Annotated in this window: 15 protein-coding genes; 11 read left to right on the forward strand and 4 right to left on the reverse strand. The window is 70.3% G+C overall.

Going from position 1 to position 15,647, the window contains the following annotated elements; genetic code table 11:
• Positions 1-259 precede the first annotated feature (259 nt).
• A complete protein-coding gene (dcd, locus tag AB0F77_RS27965) occupies positions 260-835 on the forward strand; it encodes a dCTP deaminase (protein WP_361954320.1) in 576 nt (191 codons plus the stop codon).
• Positions 832-1,350, forward strand: coding sequence for a phosphoribosyltransferase (locus AB0F77_RS27970; RefSeq protein ID WP_361954322.1), 519 nt, complete (start codon positions 832-834; stop codon positions 1,348-1,350). Before dcd ends, AB0F77_RS27970 begins: the two co-directional genes overlap by 4 nt.
• A gap of 1 nt (position 1,351) precedes the next feature.
• Here the strand turns inward: AB0F77_RS27970 and AB0F77_RS27975 are convergent, their stop codons facing one another.
• Positions 1,352-1,657, reverse strand: a complete 306-nt coding sequence (locus AB0F77_RS27975; RefSeq protein WP_361954324.1) for a hypothetical protein — start codon at positions 1,655-1,657, stop codon at positions 1,352-1,354.
• 268 nt (positions 1,658-1,925) lie between these two features.
• Positions 1,926-2,876 (reverse strand): Yip1 family protein, encoded by a 951-nt coding sequence (locus AB0F77_RS27980; RefSeq protein WP_361954326.1) that lies wholly within the window; start codon positions 2,874-2,876, stop codon positions 1,926-1,928.
• 262 nt (positions 2,877-3,138) lie between these two features.
• Here AB0F77_RS27980 and AB0F77_RS27985 point away from each other — a divergent pair, with 262 nt between their 5' ends.
• The gene (locus AB0F77_RS27985; protein ID WP_361954328.1) at positions 3,139-3,330 is read left to right on the forward strand and encodes a hypothetical protein; all 192 of its coding nucleotides are present in this window, start codon (positions 3,139-3,141) and stop codon (positions 3,328-3,330) included.
• Positions 3,331-3,356: 26 nt separating this feature from the next.
• On the forward strand, positions 3,357-3,695 hold the full coding sequence (locus AB0F77_RS27990) for an antibiotic biosynthesis monooxygenase (RefSeq protein WP_361954330.1): 339 nt from the start codon (positions 3,357-3,359) through the stop codon (positions 3,693-3,695).
• A gap of 84 nt (positions 3,696-3,779) precedes the next feature.
• On the opposite strand, the gene AB0F77_RS27995 is transcribed toward AB0F77_RS27990, so the two are convergent.
• Positions 3,780-6,062: a (Fe-S)-binding protein gene (locus AB0F77_RS27995; protein WP_361954332.1), complete on the reverse strand. Its 2,283-nt coding sequence runs from the start codon at positions 6,060-6,062 to the stop codon at positions 3,780-3,782.
• A 193-nt stretch (positions 6,063-6,255) separates the two neighbouring features.
• Between AB0F77_RS27995 and AB0F77_RS28000 the strand changes: the two genes are divergently transcribed.
• The 7 genes from AB0F77_RS28000 (at position 6,256) to AB0F77_RS28030 (ending at position 14,490) form a co-directional block, all read left to right on the forward strand.
• Positions 6,256-7,275 (forward strand): MraY family glycosyltransferase, encoded by a 1,020-nt coding sequence (locus tag AB0F77_RS28000; RefSeq protein WP_361954334.1) that lies wholly within the window; start codon positions 6,256-6,258, stop codon positions 7,273-7,275.
• A gap of 94 nt (positions 7,276-7,369) precedes the next feature.
• Positions 7,370-9,220: a molecular chaperone DnaK gene (gene dnaK / locus AB0F77_RS28005; protein ID WP_361954336.1), complete on the forward strand. Its 1,851-nt coding sequence runs from the start codon at positions 7,370-7,372 to the stop codon at positions 9,218-9,220.
• Positions 9,217-9,876 carry a nucleotide exchange factor GrpE gene (gene grpE, locus AB0F77_RS28010; RefSeq protein WP_361954338.1) on the forward strand — a complete coding sequence of 220 codons (660 nt, stop codon included), beginning with the start codon at positions 9,217-9,219 and terminating at the stop codon, positions 9,874-9,876. Before dnaK ends, grpE begins: the two co-directional genes overlap by 4 nt.
• Before the next feature lie 51 nt (positions 9,877-9,927).
• Positions 9,928-11,121, forward strand: coding sequence for a molecular chaperone DnaJ (gene dnaJ, locus AB0F77_RS28015; protein WP_361954340.1), 1,194 nt, complete (start codon positions 9,928-9,930; stop codon positions 11,119-11,121).
• 5 nt (positions 11,122-11,126) lie between these two features.
• Complete coding sequence (locus AB0F77_RS28020) at positions 11,127-11,576, forward strand: helix-turn-helix domain-containing protein (RefSeq protein WP_361954342.1); 450 nt, start codon at positions 11,127-11,129, stop codon at positions 11,574-11,576.
• A gap of 333 nt (positions 11,577-11,909) precedes the next feature.
• Entirely contained in the window at positions 11,910-13,016 is a 1,107-nt protein-coding gene (locus AB0F77_RS28025; RefSeq protein ID WP_361954344.1) for a substrate-binding domain-containing protein, read from the forward strand.
• Between the two features lie 427 nt (positions 13,017-13,443).
• Positions 13,444-14,490 carry a LuxR C-terminal-related transcriptional regulator gene (locus AB0F77_RS28030; protein ID WP_361954346.1) on the forward strand — a complete coding sequence of 349 codons (1,047 nt, stop codon included), beginning with the start codon at positions 13,444-13,446 and terminating at the stop codon, positions 14,488-14,490.
• A gap of 68 nt (positions 14,491-14,558) precedes the next feature.
• On the opposite strand, the gene AB0F77_RS28035 is transcribed toward AB0F77_RS28030, so the two are convergent.
• Positions 14,559-15,599, reverse strand: coding sequence for a helix-turn-helix transcriptional regulator (locus AB0F77_RS28035; protein ID WP_361954348.1), 1,041 nt, complete (start codon positions 15,597-15,599; stop codon positions 14,559-14,561).
• Between the last annotated feature and the right edge of the window lie 48 nt (positions 15,600-15,647).

A 15,647-nucleotide genomic window follows, 5' to 3' on the forward strand; every position in this document is an offset into this window, starting at 1 on the left:
AAAGGGACTTGATGGAACGCACCGTCGTCCGTTGTGCCGATGGGCACGTGTTCAGCACCGCTTCGTTCCCGATGCAGCAGGCCGAGCGACTCGGCCCCGGCCGGCTCGTGCGGTGCCCGCGGTGTGCCCGGCTTCGCAGCGCCGTACCGGTCGCCCTCGAGAAGCAGGGATAGCGGGGACAGGAGAGAGCAGGACAGACAGGCGGGCGCGCGGTGGCCGTGGTTGTCACGGCTCCGCGCGCCTTGCGTATCCTCGGGGCGTGCTTCTCTCTGACAAGGACATCCGGGCCGAGATCGACGCCGGGCGGGTACGGATCGATCCCTTCGACGCATCCATGGTGCAGCCGTCGAGCGTCGACGTGCGGCTGGACCGCTACTTCCGGGTGTTCGAGAACCACCGGTACCCGCACATCGACCCCTCCGTCGAGCAGGTGGACCTGACGCGCCTGGTGGAACCCGCCGGCGACGAGCCGTTCATCCTGCACCCCGGCGAGTTCGTGCTGGCGTCGACGTACGAGGTCATCAGCCTCCCGGACGACCTCGCCTCCCGCCTGGAGGGCAAGAGCTCGCTCGGGCGGCTCGGACTCGTCACGCACTCCACCGCCGGCTTCATCGACCCCGGCTTCTCCGGGCACGTCACCCTGGAGCTGTCGAACCTCGCCACCCTGCCGATCAAGCTCTGGCCCGGTATGAAGATCGGCCAGCTGTGTCTGTTCCGGCTCTCCTCGCCCGCCGAGTACCCCTACGGAAGCGAGCGCTACGGCTCCCGCTACCAGGGGCAGCGAGGTCCCACCCCCTCCCGGTCCTACCTCAACTTCCACCGGACCCAGGTGTGAGCGGCGCGCCGGACATACGCGAGGAGCTCGGCTACGAGCGGTTCGGCGTCGCGGTCCGGGAGCTCGCACAGACCATCGTGGACGACGGGTACGAGCCCGACATCGTGCTGAGCATCGCGCGCGGCGGGGTGTTCGTGGCGGGCGGGCTGGCGTACGCGCTCGACTGCAAGAACCTGCACCTCGTGAACGTCGAGTTCTACACCGGCGTCGGCACCACCCTCGACATGCCGGTCATGCTCGCGCCCGTGCCCAACCTGATCGACTTCTCCGACAAGAAGGTCCTGATCACGGACGACGTCGCCGACACCGGTAAGACGCTCAAGCTGGTGCGCGACTTCTGTCTCGACACGGTCGCCGAGGTCCGCTCCGCCGTGATCTATGAGAAGTCCCACTCCCTGGTGAAGTGCGAGTACGTCTGGCACCGCACCGACGCCTGGATCAACTTCCCGTGGAGCGTCCTGCCTCCGGTGCACAGGTCGGGAGAGGCGCCCAAGGAGAACAAGGACGCCCTCTGACCTACGGCCGGGACGGCTGGGACGGCTGAGACGTGGCGTGCTTCCTGAGTCGGGAGAGGCGTCGCCAGGCCCCCCACAAGTTGGCCAGGAGCAGAACGGATCCCGCGATGGGCCAGCCCACGGATCCGCCGTGGCGGTAGGTCTTGATCCCCGTGTACAGCATCAGCGCGCCGACCACGGGCCCGCCCACCAGATCGAGGAAGAGGTTCACCTGCCTCGCGATCTTCGGGAAGAGGGCGTCCATGCACGCCGCGATCCTGGTGAGGAGGACGTCCGTCCGCCCCGCGATCCTCGCAAGGTCGATCACGGCTTGATCGTGACAGGTGGCCGACCTCGTTGCCAAGGGCCGGACAGAAGGGGCTCCTCGGCCGGCGAGGAGCCCCTTGTGGTCGTGCGGTGGCGCGTGGCCGCTAGTGCCCCGGCAGGCAGCGTTCGCCCCGTCGCGACGCCCGGCACGCACTCTCGCCGCACCGGGCACACACCCAAGTACATCCAGTACGAGGGCCTGCACCCGGCACACCGAGAGCACGCACCGGACGCCGCTCCTCGACGGGCGAACGCTGCCCGCCGGGGCACTAGAACGTGCCCAGCTTCACGATCGACAGCAGGGCGACCAGCTGGATCGCCGACGCGCCCAGCGCCTTCGGCCACGGCAGGTCGTGGGAGCGGCTCACCATCAGGGTGAGCAGCGCGCCCGCCGCGACCCATGTGGCCCAGCCGAGCAGCTGGACGAAGCTCGCGTCGCCGCCGAAGAACATCGCGAAGATCAGCCGCGGCGCGTCCGTGATGGACATGATCAGCATGGACAGGCCCACCGTGGGCTGCCACGCCCCGTCACCGCCGAGCTGCCGCGCGAGCGTGTGGGTGACCACGCCGAGCACGAAGGCGCTGAGCGCCATCGTCACGGCCGTCACCAGCACGATCGGGATGGCGTTGGAGAGGGTCGCGTCTATGACGTCCTGGCGGGCCCCGTCGAAGCCGAACACGGCGAGCAGGCCGTAGAGGAACGTCACGACGAGGGCCGGGCCCCACATCGTGTAGTCCCGCATCCGCATGAAGGTCTGGTTCGGCGACACGACGATGCCGCGCAGCAGGTCCTTCCAGTGCAGCCGGGGCCCGATCGGGCCGGCCGGGGCCTGGCCCGCGCCCGCGCGGTAGGTCTCGCCCTGCTGGTACGCGTCCTCGTCGATCGAGAACGCCTGGGTGTGCCCCGGGTTGTTCGCCGCGTACGGGTCCGGGCCGCCGTGGTGGCCGCCGTCGCCGTATCCGTCGCCGAAGTACTCGGGCTCGCCGTGGCCCTGGCCGCCGCCGTTCCCCTGCGGCCAGGGGCTGCCGCCGCCGTGCTGCGGCCGCTGCTGCGGGTAGGGCTGCGGCGTCTGGGGCGTCTGGGGACGGCCGTACGTCGGCCCCTGCCGACCGTACGTCGGCTGACCGTACGACGGTCCCTGGGGCGTCTGCTGTCCATACGGGGGGTGTTGCGGTCCGCGGTCGTTCCGGCCGCCGCGTCCGTTCCTGAATCCAGCCACGTATTCGAACGTACCTGGTCCCGCAGAGTGACGCGGCGGGCCCGGCGCAAGGACCCGGCTTTGCGGCCGAGCTGTGACATCCCCTAGGGGACGGACATGGGGGTGAATCCGGGGGACGGACGGGGGAGTTGCCGGTTCGCGGAGGGGGAACCGGAGCACGTGCGCGCGTCGTCCCGCGTGGTACGTGCGTTCGGCGCATCCCGGGCCGGCTGGGCAGGCGGAGGCGCAGGTGGAGCACGGAGTCGGAGTATGGAGGTGGGACATGGTGATCGCGGTTCTGGTCGGTGTGCTCGTGCTGGTCGTCGGCGGGTGCGTGTGTGTGGTGTGGGCGGCGCGCGGTGGGCCCCGCTGGGTCCGCGCGGTGGCGGGCGCGACGCTCGTCTCCGGTGAGCTGGTGCGCCGCGCCGGGCGGAACGGCGGGTCGGGCACGGGGCCGTCGGGGGACGACGGCTGACCGGGGGACCGGGCAGGATGGGGGGCATGAGCGTAGTCAAGATCAATGTGCTGACCGTGCCCGCCGAGCAGCGGGAGACGCTGGAGAAGCGGTTCGCGTCCCGGGCGCACGCCGTGGAGAACTCCGACGGGTTCGAGTGGTTCGAGCTGCTGCGGCCCGTCGAGGGCACCGACACCTACCTCGTCTACACGCGCTGGAAGGACGAGGAGTCCTTCCAGGCGTGGATGGAGGGGCCGATGAAGGCCGCCCACCAGGGCGGTGGCGCCCCGGGCGCCGCGGAGGGCGAGCGTCCCAAGCCCGCCGCCTCCGGTTCCACCCTGTGGTCCTTCGAGGTCGTCCAGCAGGCGGGCCCGAAGGACGCCTGAGCCTCCGACGAGTCTCCGGAACCGGAAACGAACCGGCGCCCCCGTCCGTGGACGGGGGCGCCGTGCGTCAGGCGCGGGACGCGGTCACTTCACCGGCTCGGGTTCCGGCTCCGGTGCCGGCTCCGCCTCGCCCGTCGGGTCGACCGGCGTCTTCACGGACTCCAGCAGGAGCTGGGCCACGTCGACCACCTGGACGGTCTCCTTCGCCTTGCCCTCGTTCTTCTTGCCGTTGACCGAGTCGGTCAGCATGACCAGGCAGAACGGGCAGGCCGTCGAGACGATGTCGGGGTTCAGGGACAGCGCCTCGTCCACGCGCTCGTTGTTGATGCGCTTGCCGATCCGCTCCTCCATCCACATCCGCGCGCCGCCCGCGCCGCAGCAGAAGCCCCGCTCCTTGTGGCGGTGCATCTCCTCGTTGCGCAGGCCGGGCACGTTGGCGATGATCTCGCGCGGCGGCGTGTAGATCTTGTTGTGGCGGCCCAGGTAGCAGGGGTCGTGGTACGTGATGATGCCCTCGACCGGGGTCACCGGGATCAGCCGGCCCTCGTCCACCAGGCGCTGGAGCAGCTGGGTGTGGTGGACGACCTCGTAGTCGCCGCCGAGCTGCGGGTACTCGTTGCCGATGGTGTTGAGGCAGTGCGGGCAGGTCGCGACGATCTTCTTGGACGCCCGGGGCTTCGCGGACTCGGGCAGCACCTTGCCCTCGTCGTCCGTCTCCTCGCCGAACGCCGTGTTCAGCGCCATGACGTTCTCCATGCCGAGCTCCTGGAAGAGGGGCTCGTTGCCGAGGCGGCGGGCGGAGTCGCCGGTGCACTTCTCGTCGCCGCCCATGATCGCGAACTTCACGCCCGCGATGTGCAGCAGCTCGGCGAACGCCTTCGTGGTCTTCTTGGCGCGGTCCTCCAGGGCGCCGGCGCAGCCGACCCAGTAGAGGTACTCGATCTCGGTGAGGTCCTCGATGTCGCGGCCGACGACCGGGATCTCGAAGTCGACCTCCTTGGTCCACTCCAGCCGCTGCTTCTTGGCCAGGCCCCAGGGGTTGCCCTTCTTCTCCAGGTTCTTGAGCATCGTGCCCGCCTCGGACGGGAACGCGGACTCGATCATCACCTGGTAGCGGCGCATGTCGACGATGTGGTCGACGTGCTCGATGTCGACGGGGCACTGCTCGACGCAGGCGCCGCAGGTGGTGCAGGACCACAGCACGTCGGGGTCGATGACGCCCTGCTCCTCGACGGTGCCGATCAGCGGGCGCTCGGCCTCCGCGAGGGCCGCGGCGGGGACGTCGGCCAGCTGCTCCGCCGACGCCTTCTCCTCGCCCTCCATGCTCTTGCCGCCGCCGGCGAGCAGGTAGGGCGCCTTGGCGTGGGCGTGGTCGCGCAGCGACATGATCAGCAGCTTCGGGGAGAGCGGCTTGCCGGTGTTCCAGGCGGGGCACTGCGACTGGCAGCGGCCGCACTCGGTGCAGGTGGAGAAGTCCAGCAGGCCCTTCCAGGAGAACTGCTCGACCTGGGAGACGCCGAAGACGTCGTCGTCGCCCGGGTCGGTGAAGTCGATCTCCTGCCCGCCCGAGGTCATCGGCTGGAGGGCGCCGAGGGCGGTGCCGCCCTTCGCGTCGCGCTTGAACCAGATGTTGGGGAAGGCCAGGAAGCGGTGCCAGGCCACGCCCATGTCGGTCTTCAGCGAGACGGTGATCATCCAGATGAAGGACGTGGCGATCTTGATCATCGCCGTGAGGTAGACCAGGTTCTGGAGCGTGCCTGCGTCCAGGCCGCGGAAGGCGGCGACGAGCGGGTACGAGGCGAAGTACGCGGCCTCGTAGCCGTGCACGCCGGCGAGCGCGCCCTCGAGGCCGCGCAGGGTCATGATCGCGATGCCGATGATCAGGATCACGGACTCGACGAAGTACGCCTGGCCGGCGTTCGAGCCGGCGAACCGCGACTTGCGCTCGGCCCGGCCCGGCCGCGACAGCTGGCGGATCACGATGAGGGTGAGGATGCCCAGCGAGGTCATCGTGCCGATGAACTCGACGAACATCTCGTACGGCAGCCAGTGGCCGATGACGGGCAGCGCCCAGTCGGCCCGGAAGAGCTGGCCGAAGGCGTTGATCAGCGTCAGCACCAGCGAGAAGAAGCCGACCGCGACGAACCAGTGCGCGACGCCGACCACGCCCCAGCGGTTCATCCGCGTGTGGCCGAGGAACTCCCGGACCACCGTGAGGGTGCGGCTCTTCCAGTCGTCCGTGCGGCTGCCCGCCGGCACGTCCTGTCCGAGCCGGACGAAGTGGTAGATCTGTGCGACGGCACGGCCGAACAGCGCCACGCCGACCACGGCGAGTACCAGCGACACGATGATCGCGGCGAGTTGCATGGGGGCTCCTCGGGCCTGCGAGGGAGATTACTAAGCGGTAACTTATGCGGTCCGTTTGAGACTACCCGCATCTCTTCCCGCACTGTAGCCAGGCGCGGGGTGATCTGGATCGCTGAGGGTCGCCTGCCCCTCACGCCGCAATCCGATCGTGTTATTCATACCGAATCGGTCCATTACTGCCTAATTTAGAGCTGTGCTCTACGGGATTCTCGCCGCCACCTCCGCCCTGCTGCTCGCCGCCGTGCTCACGGCGCTGCTCCGCGGCCCCGGCCTGCGCGCCGGAGTCGTCGACCGGCGGAGCCGGCCGCCCCTCCCGCTGCTCGGCGGGGTCGCCGTCGTGATCGCCACCTGCGCCGTCGTCGGGGTGGGCGGCTGGACACGGGCTGCGCCGCTCGGCGACGGCGTCGGCCGGCTGCTCGTCGCGGGCGGCGGTGTCGCCCTGCTCGGACTGGTCGCCGACCTCTGGCGGCTGCGCGCCCGGGTGCTCGTCGCCGGTACGGCGATCGCCGCGGCCTGTGTTGTGCCCTACGACGAGACGGGCGTCGCCGGCGGGCTGCTCGCCGTCGGCTGGACCGTCTTCGTCACCCTCGCCTTCCGGGGGCTCGACCACGCCGACGGGCTCGCCGGCACCGTCGCCGTCGTCACCGCCTTCGGTGCCGGGGCCCTGGCCGCCGCCGAGATGATGGCCGGGCTCGCCGTGCTGCTCAGCGTGCTCGCCGCCGCGCTCACCGGGTTCCTGATGCACAACCTGCACCCCGCGCGGATCGGACTCGGCGCGTGCGGCTCGCTGTTCGCCGGCTTCCTGCTGGCCTCGTCCGCCGTGTTCACCCGCGCGGGGTACGGAACCTGGTCCAGTGCCGGGGTGCTGTTCGCGCTCACCGCGGTGGCCGCCGTCGACGCCGTGCTCGTCGTCGTGTCGCGGCTCGCGGCCCGGCGCCCGGTGCTGCGCGCCGGGGCCGACCACCTCGGCCACCGGCTGCGGCGGCTCGGGCTCACCCCGCGCGGCACCACCGTGCTGCTCGGCCTCGCGGCCTTCGCCGGGGTACTCGTCGCGGTGCTCGCGCACACCGGCTGGGCGGACCCGGCGGTCGCGCTCTGGGTGGCCGGCGGGGCGCTGCTGGCCGTGCTCCTCCTCGTTCGGGTGCCTGTGTACGGAACCCGGCGTGGAGTGTCTTCGCAGGTCAGGACGCAGTTGCGTGTAAGGAACGGATAAGAGTTGAGTCGTAGCGACTCAGGTCTGTTGACCCAGCGCGGACCCTGATGCACACTTGAGTCCGTTCCACTCAAGTCAGCTGGAGGAAATCACCATGGCACGTGCGGTCGGCATCGACCTGGGCACGACTAACTCCGTCGTCAGCGTTCTGGAGGGCGGCGAGCCCACCGTCATCACCAACGCCGAGGGTGCCAGGACCACGCCGTCCGTCGTCGCCTTCGCGAAGAACGGCGAGGTGCTCGTCGGCGAGGTGGCGAAGCGTCAGGCGGTCACCAACGTCGACCGGACCATCCGGTCCGTGAAGCGACACATGGGCACCGACTGGAAGATCCAGCTGGACGGGAAGGACTTCAACCCCCAGCAGATCTCCGCCTTCATCCTCCAGAAGCTGAAGCGGGACGCCGAGGCCTACCTGGGCGAGAAGGTGACCGACGCGGTCATCACCGTCCCGGCGTACTTCAACGACTCGGAGCGCCAGGCCACCAAGGAGGCCGGCGAGATCGCGGGCCTCAACGTCCTGCGCATCGTCAACGAGCCCACCGCGGCCGCGCTGGCGTACGGCCTCGACAAGGACGAGCAGATTATCCTCGTCTTCGACCTCGGCGGCGGCACCTTCGACGTGTCCCTGCTGGAGATCGGCGACGGCGTCGTCGAGGTGAAGGCCACCAACGGCGACAACCACCTCGGTGGTGACGACTGGGACCAGCGCATCGTCGACTTCCTGGTCAAGCAGTTCCAGTCCGGTCACGGCGTGGACCTGTCCAAGGACAAGATGGCCCTCCAGCGGCTGCGCGAGGCCGCCGAGAAGGCCAAGATCGAGCTGTCCTCGTCCACCGAGACCTCGATCAACCTGCCCTACATCACGGCGTCCGCCGAGGGCCCGCTGCACCTGGACGAGAAGCTCACCCGCGCCCAGTTCCAGCAGCTGACCGCGGACCTGCTGGAGCGCTGCAAGACCCCGTTCCACAACGTCATCAAGGACGCCGGCATCTCGCTCAGCGAGATCGACCACGTCGTCCTCGTCGGCGGCTCGACCCGTATGCCCGCCGTCGCCGAGCTCGTCAAGGAGCTGACCGGCGGCAAGGAGGCCAACAAGGGCGTCAACCCGGACGAGGTCGTCGCCATCGGCGCCTCGCTCCAGGCCGGTGTCCTCAAGGGCGAGGTCAAGGACGTCCTGCTCCTCGACGTCACCCCGCTGTCCCTCGGCATCGAGACCAAGGGCGGCATCATGACCAAGCTGATCGAGCGCAACACCACGATCCCGACGAAGCGTTCGGAGATCTTCACCACGGCCGAGGACAACCAGCCGTCGGTGCAGATCCAGGTCTACCAGGGCGAGCGCGAGATCGCGGCGTACAACAAGAAGCTCGGGATGTTCGAGCTGACCGGTCTGCCGCCGGCGCCCCGCGGCGTCCCGCAGATCGAGGTGTCCTTCGACATCGACGCCAACGGCATCATGCACGTCACGGCGAAGGACCTCGGCACCGGCAAGGAGCAGAAGATGACCGTCACCGGCGGCTCGTCGCTGCCGAAGGACGAGGTCGACCGGATGCGCCAGGAGGCCGAGCAGTACGCGGAGGAGGACCACCGCCGCCGCGAGGCCGCCGAGACCCGCAACCAGGGCGAGCAGCTCGTCTACCAGACGGAGAAGTTCCTCAAGGACAACGAGGACAAGGTCCCGGGCGAGATCAAGACCGAGGTCGAGTCCGCCATCGCCGAGCTGAAGGAGAAGCTCAAGGGCGACTCCGCCGCCGCCGACAACACCGCCGAGATCCGCACGGCCACCGAGAAGGTCGCGGCCGTCTCCCAGAAGCTCGGCCAGGCCATGTACGCCGACGCCCAGGCCGGGCAGGCCGCCGCCGGCGGCGCCGAGGCCCCGAAGGCCGACGACGACGTGGTGGACGCCGAGATCGTCGACGACGAGCGCAAGGACGGTGCCGCGTGACGGAGGAGACCCCGGGCTTCGAGGAGAAGCCCGACGTCCCCTCCGGCGCCACCCCCGATGACGCCGAGCCGCAGGCCGCCTCCCCCTCCGCGGAGGAGGCGGCGGCCCCGGCCGGGGACGCAAGCCAGAACGCCGGTCTGGTCGCCCAGCTGGACCAGGTGCGCACGGCGCTCAACGAGCGCACGGCGGACCTCCAGCGCCTCCAGGCCGAGTTCCAGAACTACCGCCGCCGTGTCGAGCGCGACCGGGTCGCGGTCCGGGAGATCGCCATCGCGAACCTCCTGACCGAACTCCTGCCCGTGCTCGACGACATCGGCCGCGCCCGGGAACACGGCGAACTCGTCGGCGGTTTCAAGTCCGTCGCGGAGTCGCTGGAGACGGTCGCGGCCAAGATGGGCCTCCAGCAGTTCGGCAAGGAGGGCGAGCCCTTCGACCCGACGGTCCACGAGGCCCTGATGCACTCGTACGCGCCCGACGTCACGGAGACGACGTGCGTGGCGATTCTCCAGCCCGGGTATCGCATCGGCGAGCGCACCATCCGCCCCGCGCGGGTGGCCGTCGCCGAACCGCAGCCCGGCGCGGCCGCCAAGGCCGAGTCCGCCGACGAGGCTCCGGCGGCCGAGGACAAGGAGAGCGGTGGCCCGGAGGAGGGCTGACGTCATCGCGAAGGACAGGATCGCGGAGGACAGGAAGGAGGGACGTCGGGGATGAGCACCAAGGACTTCATCGAGAAGGACTACTACAAGGTCCTCGGCGTCCCCAAGGACGCCACCGAGGCCGAGATCAAGAAGGCGTACCGGAAGCTCGCCCGCGAGTACCACCCGGACGCCAACAAGGGCAACACCCGGGCCGAGGAGCGCTTCAAGGAGATCTCCGAGGCGAACGACGTCCTCGGGGACCCCAAGAAGCGCAAGGAGTACGACGAGGCGCGCGCCCTCTTCGGCAACGGCGGGTTCCGCCCGGGGCCGGGCGCGGGCGGCGGCAGCTTCAACTTCGACCTGGGTGACCTGTTCGGCGGCGCCGGTGGCGGCGGCGCGGGCGGCGCGCAGGGCGCGGGCGGTGGCTTCGGCGGCGGCTTCGGCGACGTCCTCGGCGGCCTGTTCAACCGGGGCGGCGGCGCGGGCACGCGCACACAGCCCCGGCGCGGCCAGGACATCGAGTCCGAGGTCACGCTGAGCTTCACGGAGGCCATCGAGGGCGCCACGGTCCCGCTGCGGATGTCCTCGCAGGCCGCCTGCAAGGCGTGTTCGGGCACCGGCGACAAGAACGGCACGCCGCGTGTGTGCCCGACCTGCGTCGGCACGGGCCAGGTGGCACGGGGCTCGGGCGGCGGCTTCTCGCTCACCGACCCCTGCCCCGACTGCAAGGGCCGCGGTCTGATCGCCGAGCACCCCTGCCTGGAGTGCAAGGGCAGCGGTCGTGCCAAGTCGTCCCGGACCATGCAGGTCCGCATCCCCGCGGGGGTGACGGACGGCCAGCGCATCCGGCTGCGCGGCAAGGGCGCCCCGGGCGAGCGCGGCGGCCCGGCGGGCGACCTGTACGTGGTGGTGCACGTCGGCGAGCACCCGGTGTTCGGGCGCAAGGACGACAACCTGACGGTCACCGTGCCGGTGACGTTCGCGGAGGCGGCCCTCGGCGGCGAGGTCCGGGTCCCGACGCTCGGCGGTCCCCCCGTGACCCTGAAGCTGCCCCCGGGCACCCCCAACGGGCGCACGATGCGCGCCCGCGGCAAGGGCGCGGTCCGCAAGGACGGAACCCGCGGGGACCTGTTGGTCACCGTCGAGGTGAGTGTTCCCAAGGACCTGGCGGGGAAGGCTCGTGACGCGCTGGAGGCGTATCGCGAGGCGACCGCGGGCGAGGATCCGCGGGCGGAGCTGTTCGAGGCCGCGAAGGGAGCTTGAGGGTGATGGACGGCCGTCGGCGTAACCCTTATGAACTGACCGAAGAGACCCCGGTCTACGTCATCTCGGTGGCGGCCCAGCTCTCCGGCCTGCACCCGCAGACGCTGCGTCAGTACGACCGGCTGGGCCTGGTCTCCCCGGACCGCACCGCGGGCCGGGGCCGGCGCTACTCGGCCCGGGACATCGAACTGCTCCGCCAGGTGCAGGCGTTGTCGCAGGACGAAGGCATAAACCTGGCCGGCATCAAGCGCATCATCGAACTGGAGAACCAGGTCGCCGCGCTGCAGTCCCGGGTGGCGGAGCTGGAGGCGGCACTGGACGGCGCGGCCGCCGCGATGCAGCAGCGCGAGGCCGCGGTGCACGCGTCGTACCGGCGCGACCTGGTGCCGTACCAGGAGGTCCAGCAGACCAGTGCGCTCGTCGTGTGGCGACCGAAGAGGCAGTCCAACGACTGACGACGACTGACGTCGGGTGCGGCTGGTTCTTGGTCAAGGGGTCGGAAGGTTCAAGCCTTCCGGCCCCTTCGTGTTGCCCCGGCGTGCCGCCGCCCCGTGTCGTGCCGTCGTGGCGGTCGTCCCGCGTGGGTGCGTAACTCCCCCTCGGTGTAGGGTCGGTAAAGGGTGTTTGCAGGGGGTTCCGCTCAACCTTCACAGGCGCAGCGGAGCGTGGTGTTGCGCACTCGTTAAGTAGTTCCGCTTGACGGCGGGTGCGGCTGGCGCGTTGGCTTTTCAGTCATCTGGGCCGCATAGCAGCCCCCACGTCCAAAACGCACCTGAAGTGAGCCTCGAATGCGTCGTATCGCCATACCCGTGGCAGCATCCACGATGGTCCTCTCGCTCGCCGGCTGCGGCGTACTGAACGCGACGGGGGGCACGGGCGACGCGAGCCCGACGAAGGGCAACGACGTCACCCTGGGGCTGCTGCTGCCCGAGACGGCGAACACGCGGTACGAGAAGTTCGACTACCCCATCATCAAGCAGAAGGTGGCCGACCTCACCCGCAAGCAGGGCCGGGTCGAGTACGCCAACGCCGGCGCGGACGCGGACAAGCAGGCGTCCCAGATGCAGAAGATGATCGACGACCACGTCGACGTCATCCTGCTCGACGCGGTGGACGCGCACGCCATCGCCGACCAGGTCAAGAAGGCCAAGGACGCGGGCATCCCGGTCATCGCCTACGACCGGCTGGCCGAGGGTCCGATCGACGCCTACATCTCCTTCGACAACGAGCTCGTGGGAGAGGTGCAGGGCCGTACGCTGCTGGAGGCGCTCGGTCCGGACGCCGACAGCTCGGACAAGATCGTCATGATGAACGGCTCGCCGACCGACCCGAACGCCAAGCAGTTCAAGGAGGGCGCGCTCTCCGAGCTGAACGGCAAGGTGACGATCGCGGCGTCCTTCGACACCAAGGACTGGAAGCCGGAGAACGCCCAGGCCAACATGGCCCAGGCGATCCAATCGATCGGCAAGGACAACATCGCCGCGGTCTACTCCGCCAACGACGGCATGGCGGGCGGCATCATCACGGCCCTCAAGGACGCCGGGGTCACCGAACTGCCGCCGATCACCGGTCAGGACGCCGAACTTGAGGCCGTGCAGCGGATCCTGTCCGGCGAGCAGTACATGAGCGTGTACAAGTCCTACCCGGACGAGGCCGAGGCCGCCGCCGAGATGGCCGTCGCCAAGATCCAGGGCAAGGACATCCAGTTCGACGCCCTCACCCGCGACAAGGTCAACAGCCCCACCAACAAGGGCATCCCGGCCCAGCTGGTCCAGGTGAGCGCGCTGACCAAGAGCACCATCAAGGACACCGTCATCGCGGACGGCATCTACAAGGCCTCCGACATCTGCACCGCCAAGTACAAGGCGGACTGCGTCGCCAACGGCATCAAGTAGCCCGCGCCGCCGCGGTGTTCACGCCCCCGGTGTGAACACCGGCGGGTGAACTCCACCGGCATCTTCGGATATTTCTTCCGCCGCGCCCCCGCACGCCCGTCGACGGCGTGCGGGGGCGGCGTTTTCCCACGGTCCCGATCCGGCCACCCCTACGGTGATCGCTGTCCCGCAAAGCGGACGAACCCCCTGCCCCGGTGCGGCGATTCGGCCACTCTCCCGCACGGCCCGCAAGCGCTTTACATCCCCACGGCTTTCGTAGCGTCGAGCCCCGTCACCTTCCTGCAAAGGGCGGGGGTGAGGCCGGGAGGAAGCGGGGCACAGTGGTGCATCCCGACGGCCCCGGTGCGAGGAGCCGTGTTGCGGAGCCGGTGTCCTCCGCGCATAGTTGCGCTGCGGAAGTGGCGGTTGACCGGGGGTGAAATGGGCGATGGCCAGGCACGGGACGGAGGAGCATCCACACGGTGCCGACCGACTGTGCGAGGCCGGGGATCGCGTGTATTCCCGGGCCGTACGGCGGGGGCGCGTGCCGCGCACGGACGCCGGCCCGGTGCCCTGCCTCCTCGAACTCGCCCTGCTGCACCCCGACCCCGACGACATGGACTGGCTGGTGCCGACCTCCCCGCAGGAGGTCATGACCCGGCTGCTGCGCGGGGTCTACGACGAGGTCCGGGAGAGCCAGCGGCGGGTGGGGTCGGCGGTCGCCGCGTTCGAGCGGTACGCCGGACTCGGCCGCCAGCTCCAGGCGACGGCGTCGGCCTCGGCGGAGGGCACCTCGATACGGGTCCTGGACGGGCTGTCCCGGATCCAGGCGGCGATGGACGAGGCGACCGAGGCGTGCACGCACGAGGTGCTCACCGTGCAGCCGGGCGGCATCCGGCGTGAGGCGGAGCTGACCGAGGGGCTGCACCGGGCGCTGGAGCTGCGCGGGCGGGGCGTGCGGATGCGCGACCTGTACACGCACGTCGCCCGGCACGGGCAGGGGCTGCTGAACTACCTGGAGCTGATGGGCGACGCGGTCGAGGCGCGCACCCTGGACGAGGTGATCGACCGCCTGATCCTCTTCGACCGCACGGTGGCGTTCATCCCGGCCAACGCGGACCGCACGATGGCGCTGGAACTGCGCCACCCGGCGCTGGTCGAGTACCTGGTGACGGTGTTCGAGCGGCTGTGGCGGCTCGCGATCCCGCTCACCGCCGCGCTGCCGGACACCGGCATCGAGGGCATCTCGCACCGGGAGCAGTCCATAGCGGCGCTGCTCGCGGAGGGGCACCAGGACGCGGTGATCGCGGAGCGGCTCGGCATCAGCGTCCGCACCTGCCGCGCGCACATCGCCCGCCTCTCGGAGACCCTGGGCGCGGCGAGCCGTACCCAGCTGGGCGTCCGCATCGCCCAGGTGGGCCTGGACGGCGCCCCACGCCCCGCGGGGGAGCCCACGGTGGCCGTCGTGGACCCGGAGACCCGCGGCGTCCGCTGACCCCGTGTGGTGCGCGCGGTGTCCACCGGCCCCGCGTGGGCCGCGCGGTGTCCGGGGCCCGGAGGGGGTCAGGGCGTGGTCGGCCGGCGGGGGGCGGGCGGGACGTCCTGGTCCAGGATCCCCGACTGGGCTATCAGATAGCCGAGCTGGGCGCGGCTGCCGCTGCCGAGGGACTGGGCGAGCTTGGCGATGTGGGCCCGGCAGGTGCGCACGTTCATGCCGAGGCGGCGCGCGATCGCCTCGTCGACGTGGCCCTCCACCAGGAGCTTGGCGATGGAGTGCTGGATGTCGGTGATGCCGTCGCGGGCGGTCTCGTACGGCCCGCCGGTGCTCAGCGGCACCGCGCGGCTCCACATGAACTCGAAGACCTTGATCAGGTAGCGGACCAGGCCGGGCTGGCGCAGCTCCAGGGCGACCTGCTGGTCGTCGCGGATGGGGATGAACGCCACGGTCTCGTCGCAGATGATCAGCCGCTCCACGAGCTCGTCGATGGTCCGGTACTCCGCCTTGCCGTCCGCGAGGTGCGCCGCGTAGGCCAGCTTCTCCGGGCTGTGCCGGGCGGTGTGCTGGTACAGCGTGCGGATGCGCACCCCGCGCTCGATCAGCGGCCGGTCGCGCTCCAGCCCGCGCAGCACGCTGCGCTCGGAGATCCGGTCGCTGGGCTGGACCGTGAGCACCTCCGTCTGGCACTGCTCGGTCGCGAGGTTGAGCGCCGCGTTGATGCGGTCGCCGCCCTCCAGCAGCGCGATGGAGTCGCTCGCCGCCGGTGCGTGCGCACTGAGCGTGAGGAACGGCTGGAAGACGTCGGCGAGTTCCACGGACAGCCGCCGGCGCTCGGATATCTCGCGCTCCAGCGGCCCCAGCCGGTGCGCGAGGGCCACCGCGGGGGGCACCGGACGCAGCCAGTCGGGGTCGTCGGGGTCGGGGTGGAGCAGCGCGAACTCCATGAGGCAAGGGGCGACTTCCGCGTCCGCGCGCGTGACGCGTCCCGCGCGCAGAGCGGCGGCATAAATGCGACCGCCTTCCTCACACAGTTCCGTCACCGCATGGGGATGTGTCGCTTTTATGCGATTCGTTGCCAAATCTCCACCCCCCAGGGTCCTGAACATGCAGGAACATGATGCACCGATTGTGTGGCCATGACGTGTCCGAATGAG

The organism is Streptomyces sp. NPDC026672, assembly GCF_040638185.1.
Taxonomy (GTDB): Bacteria; Actinomycetota; Actinomycetes; order Streptomycetales; family Streptomycetaceae; genus Streptomyces.

Coding starts and splice junctions, on each gene's coding strand:
- AB0F77_RS27985 (WP_361954328.1), top strand. CDS start 3,139: ATGGTGATCGCGGTTCTGGTCGGTGTGCTCGTGCTGGTCGTCGGCGGG.
- AB0F77_RS27990 (WP_361954330.1), top strand. CDS start 3,357: ATGAGCGTAGTCAAGATCAATGTGCTGACCGTGCCCGCCGAGCAGCGG.
- AB0F77_RS27995 (WP_361954332.1), bottom strand. CDS start 6,062: ATGCAACTCGCCGCGATCATCGTGTCGCTGGTACTCGCCGTGGTCGGC.
- dnaK (WP_361954336.1), top strand. CDS start 7,370: ATGGCACGTGCGGTCGGCATCGACCTGGGCACGACTAACTCCGTCGTC.
- dnaJ (WP_361954340.1), top strand. CDS start 9,928: ATGAGCACCAAGGACTTCATCGAGAAGGACTACTACAAGGTCCTCGGC.
- AB0F77_RS28020 (WP_361954342.1), top strand. CDS start 11,127: ATGGACGGCCGTCGGCGTAACCCTTATGAACTGACCGAAGAGACCCCG.
- AB0F77_RS28025 (WP_361954344.1), top strand. CDS start 11,910: ATGCGTCGTATCGCCATACCCGTGGCAGCATCCACGATGGTCCTCTCG.
- AB0F77_RS28030 (WP_361954346.1), top strand. CDS start 13,444: ATGGCCAGGCACGGGACGGAGGAGCATCCACACGGTGCCGACCGACTG.
- AB0F77_RS28035 (WP_361954348.1), bottom strand. CDS start 15,599: ATGTTCAGGACCCTGGGGGGTGGAGATTTGGCAACGAATCGCATAAAA.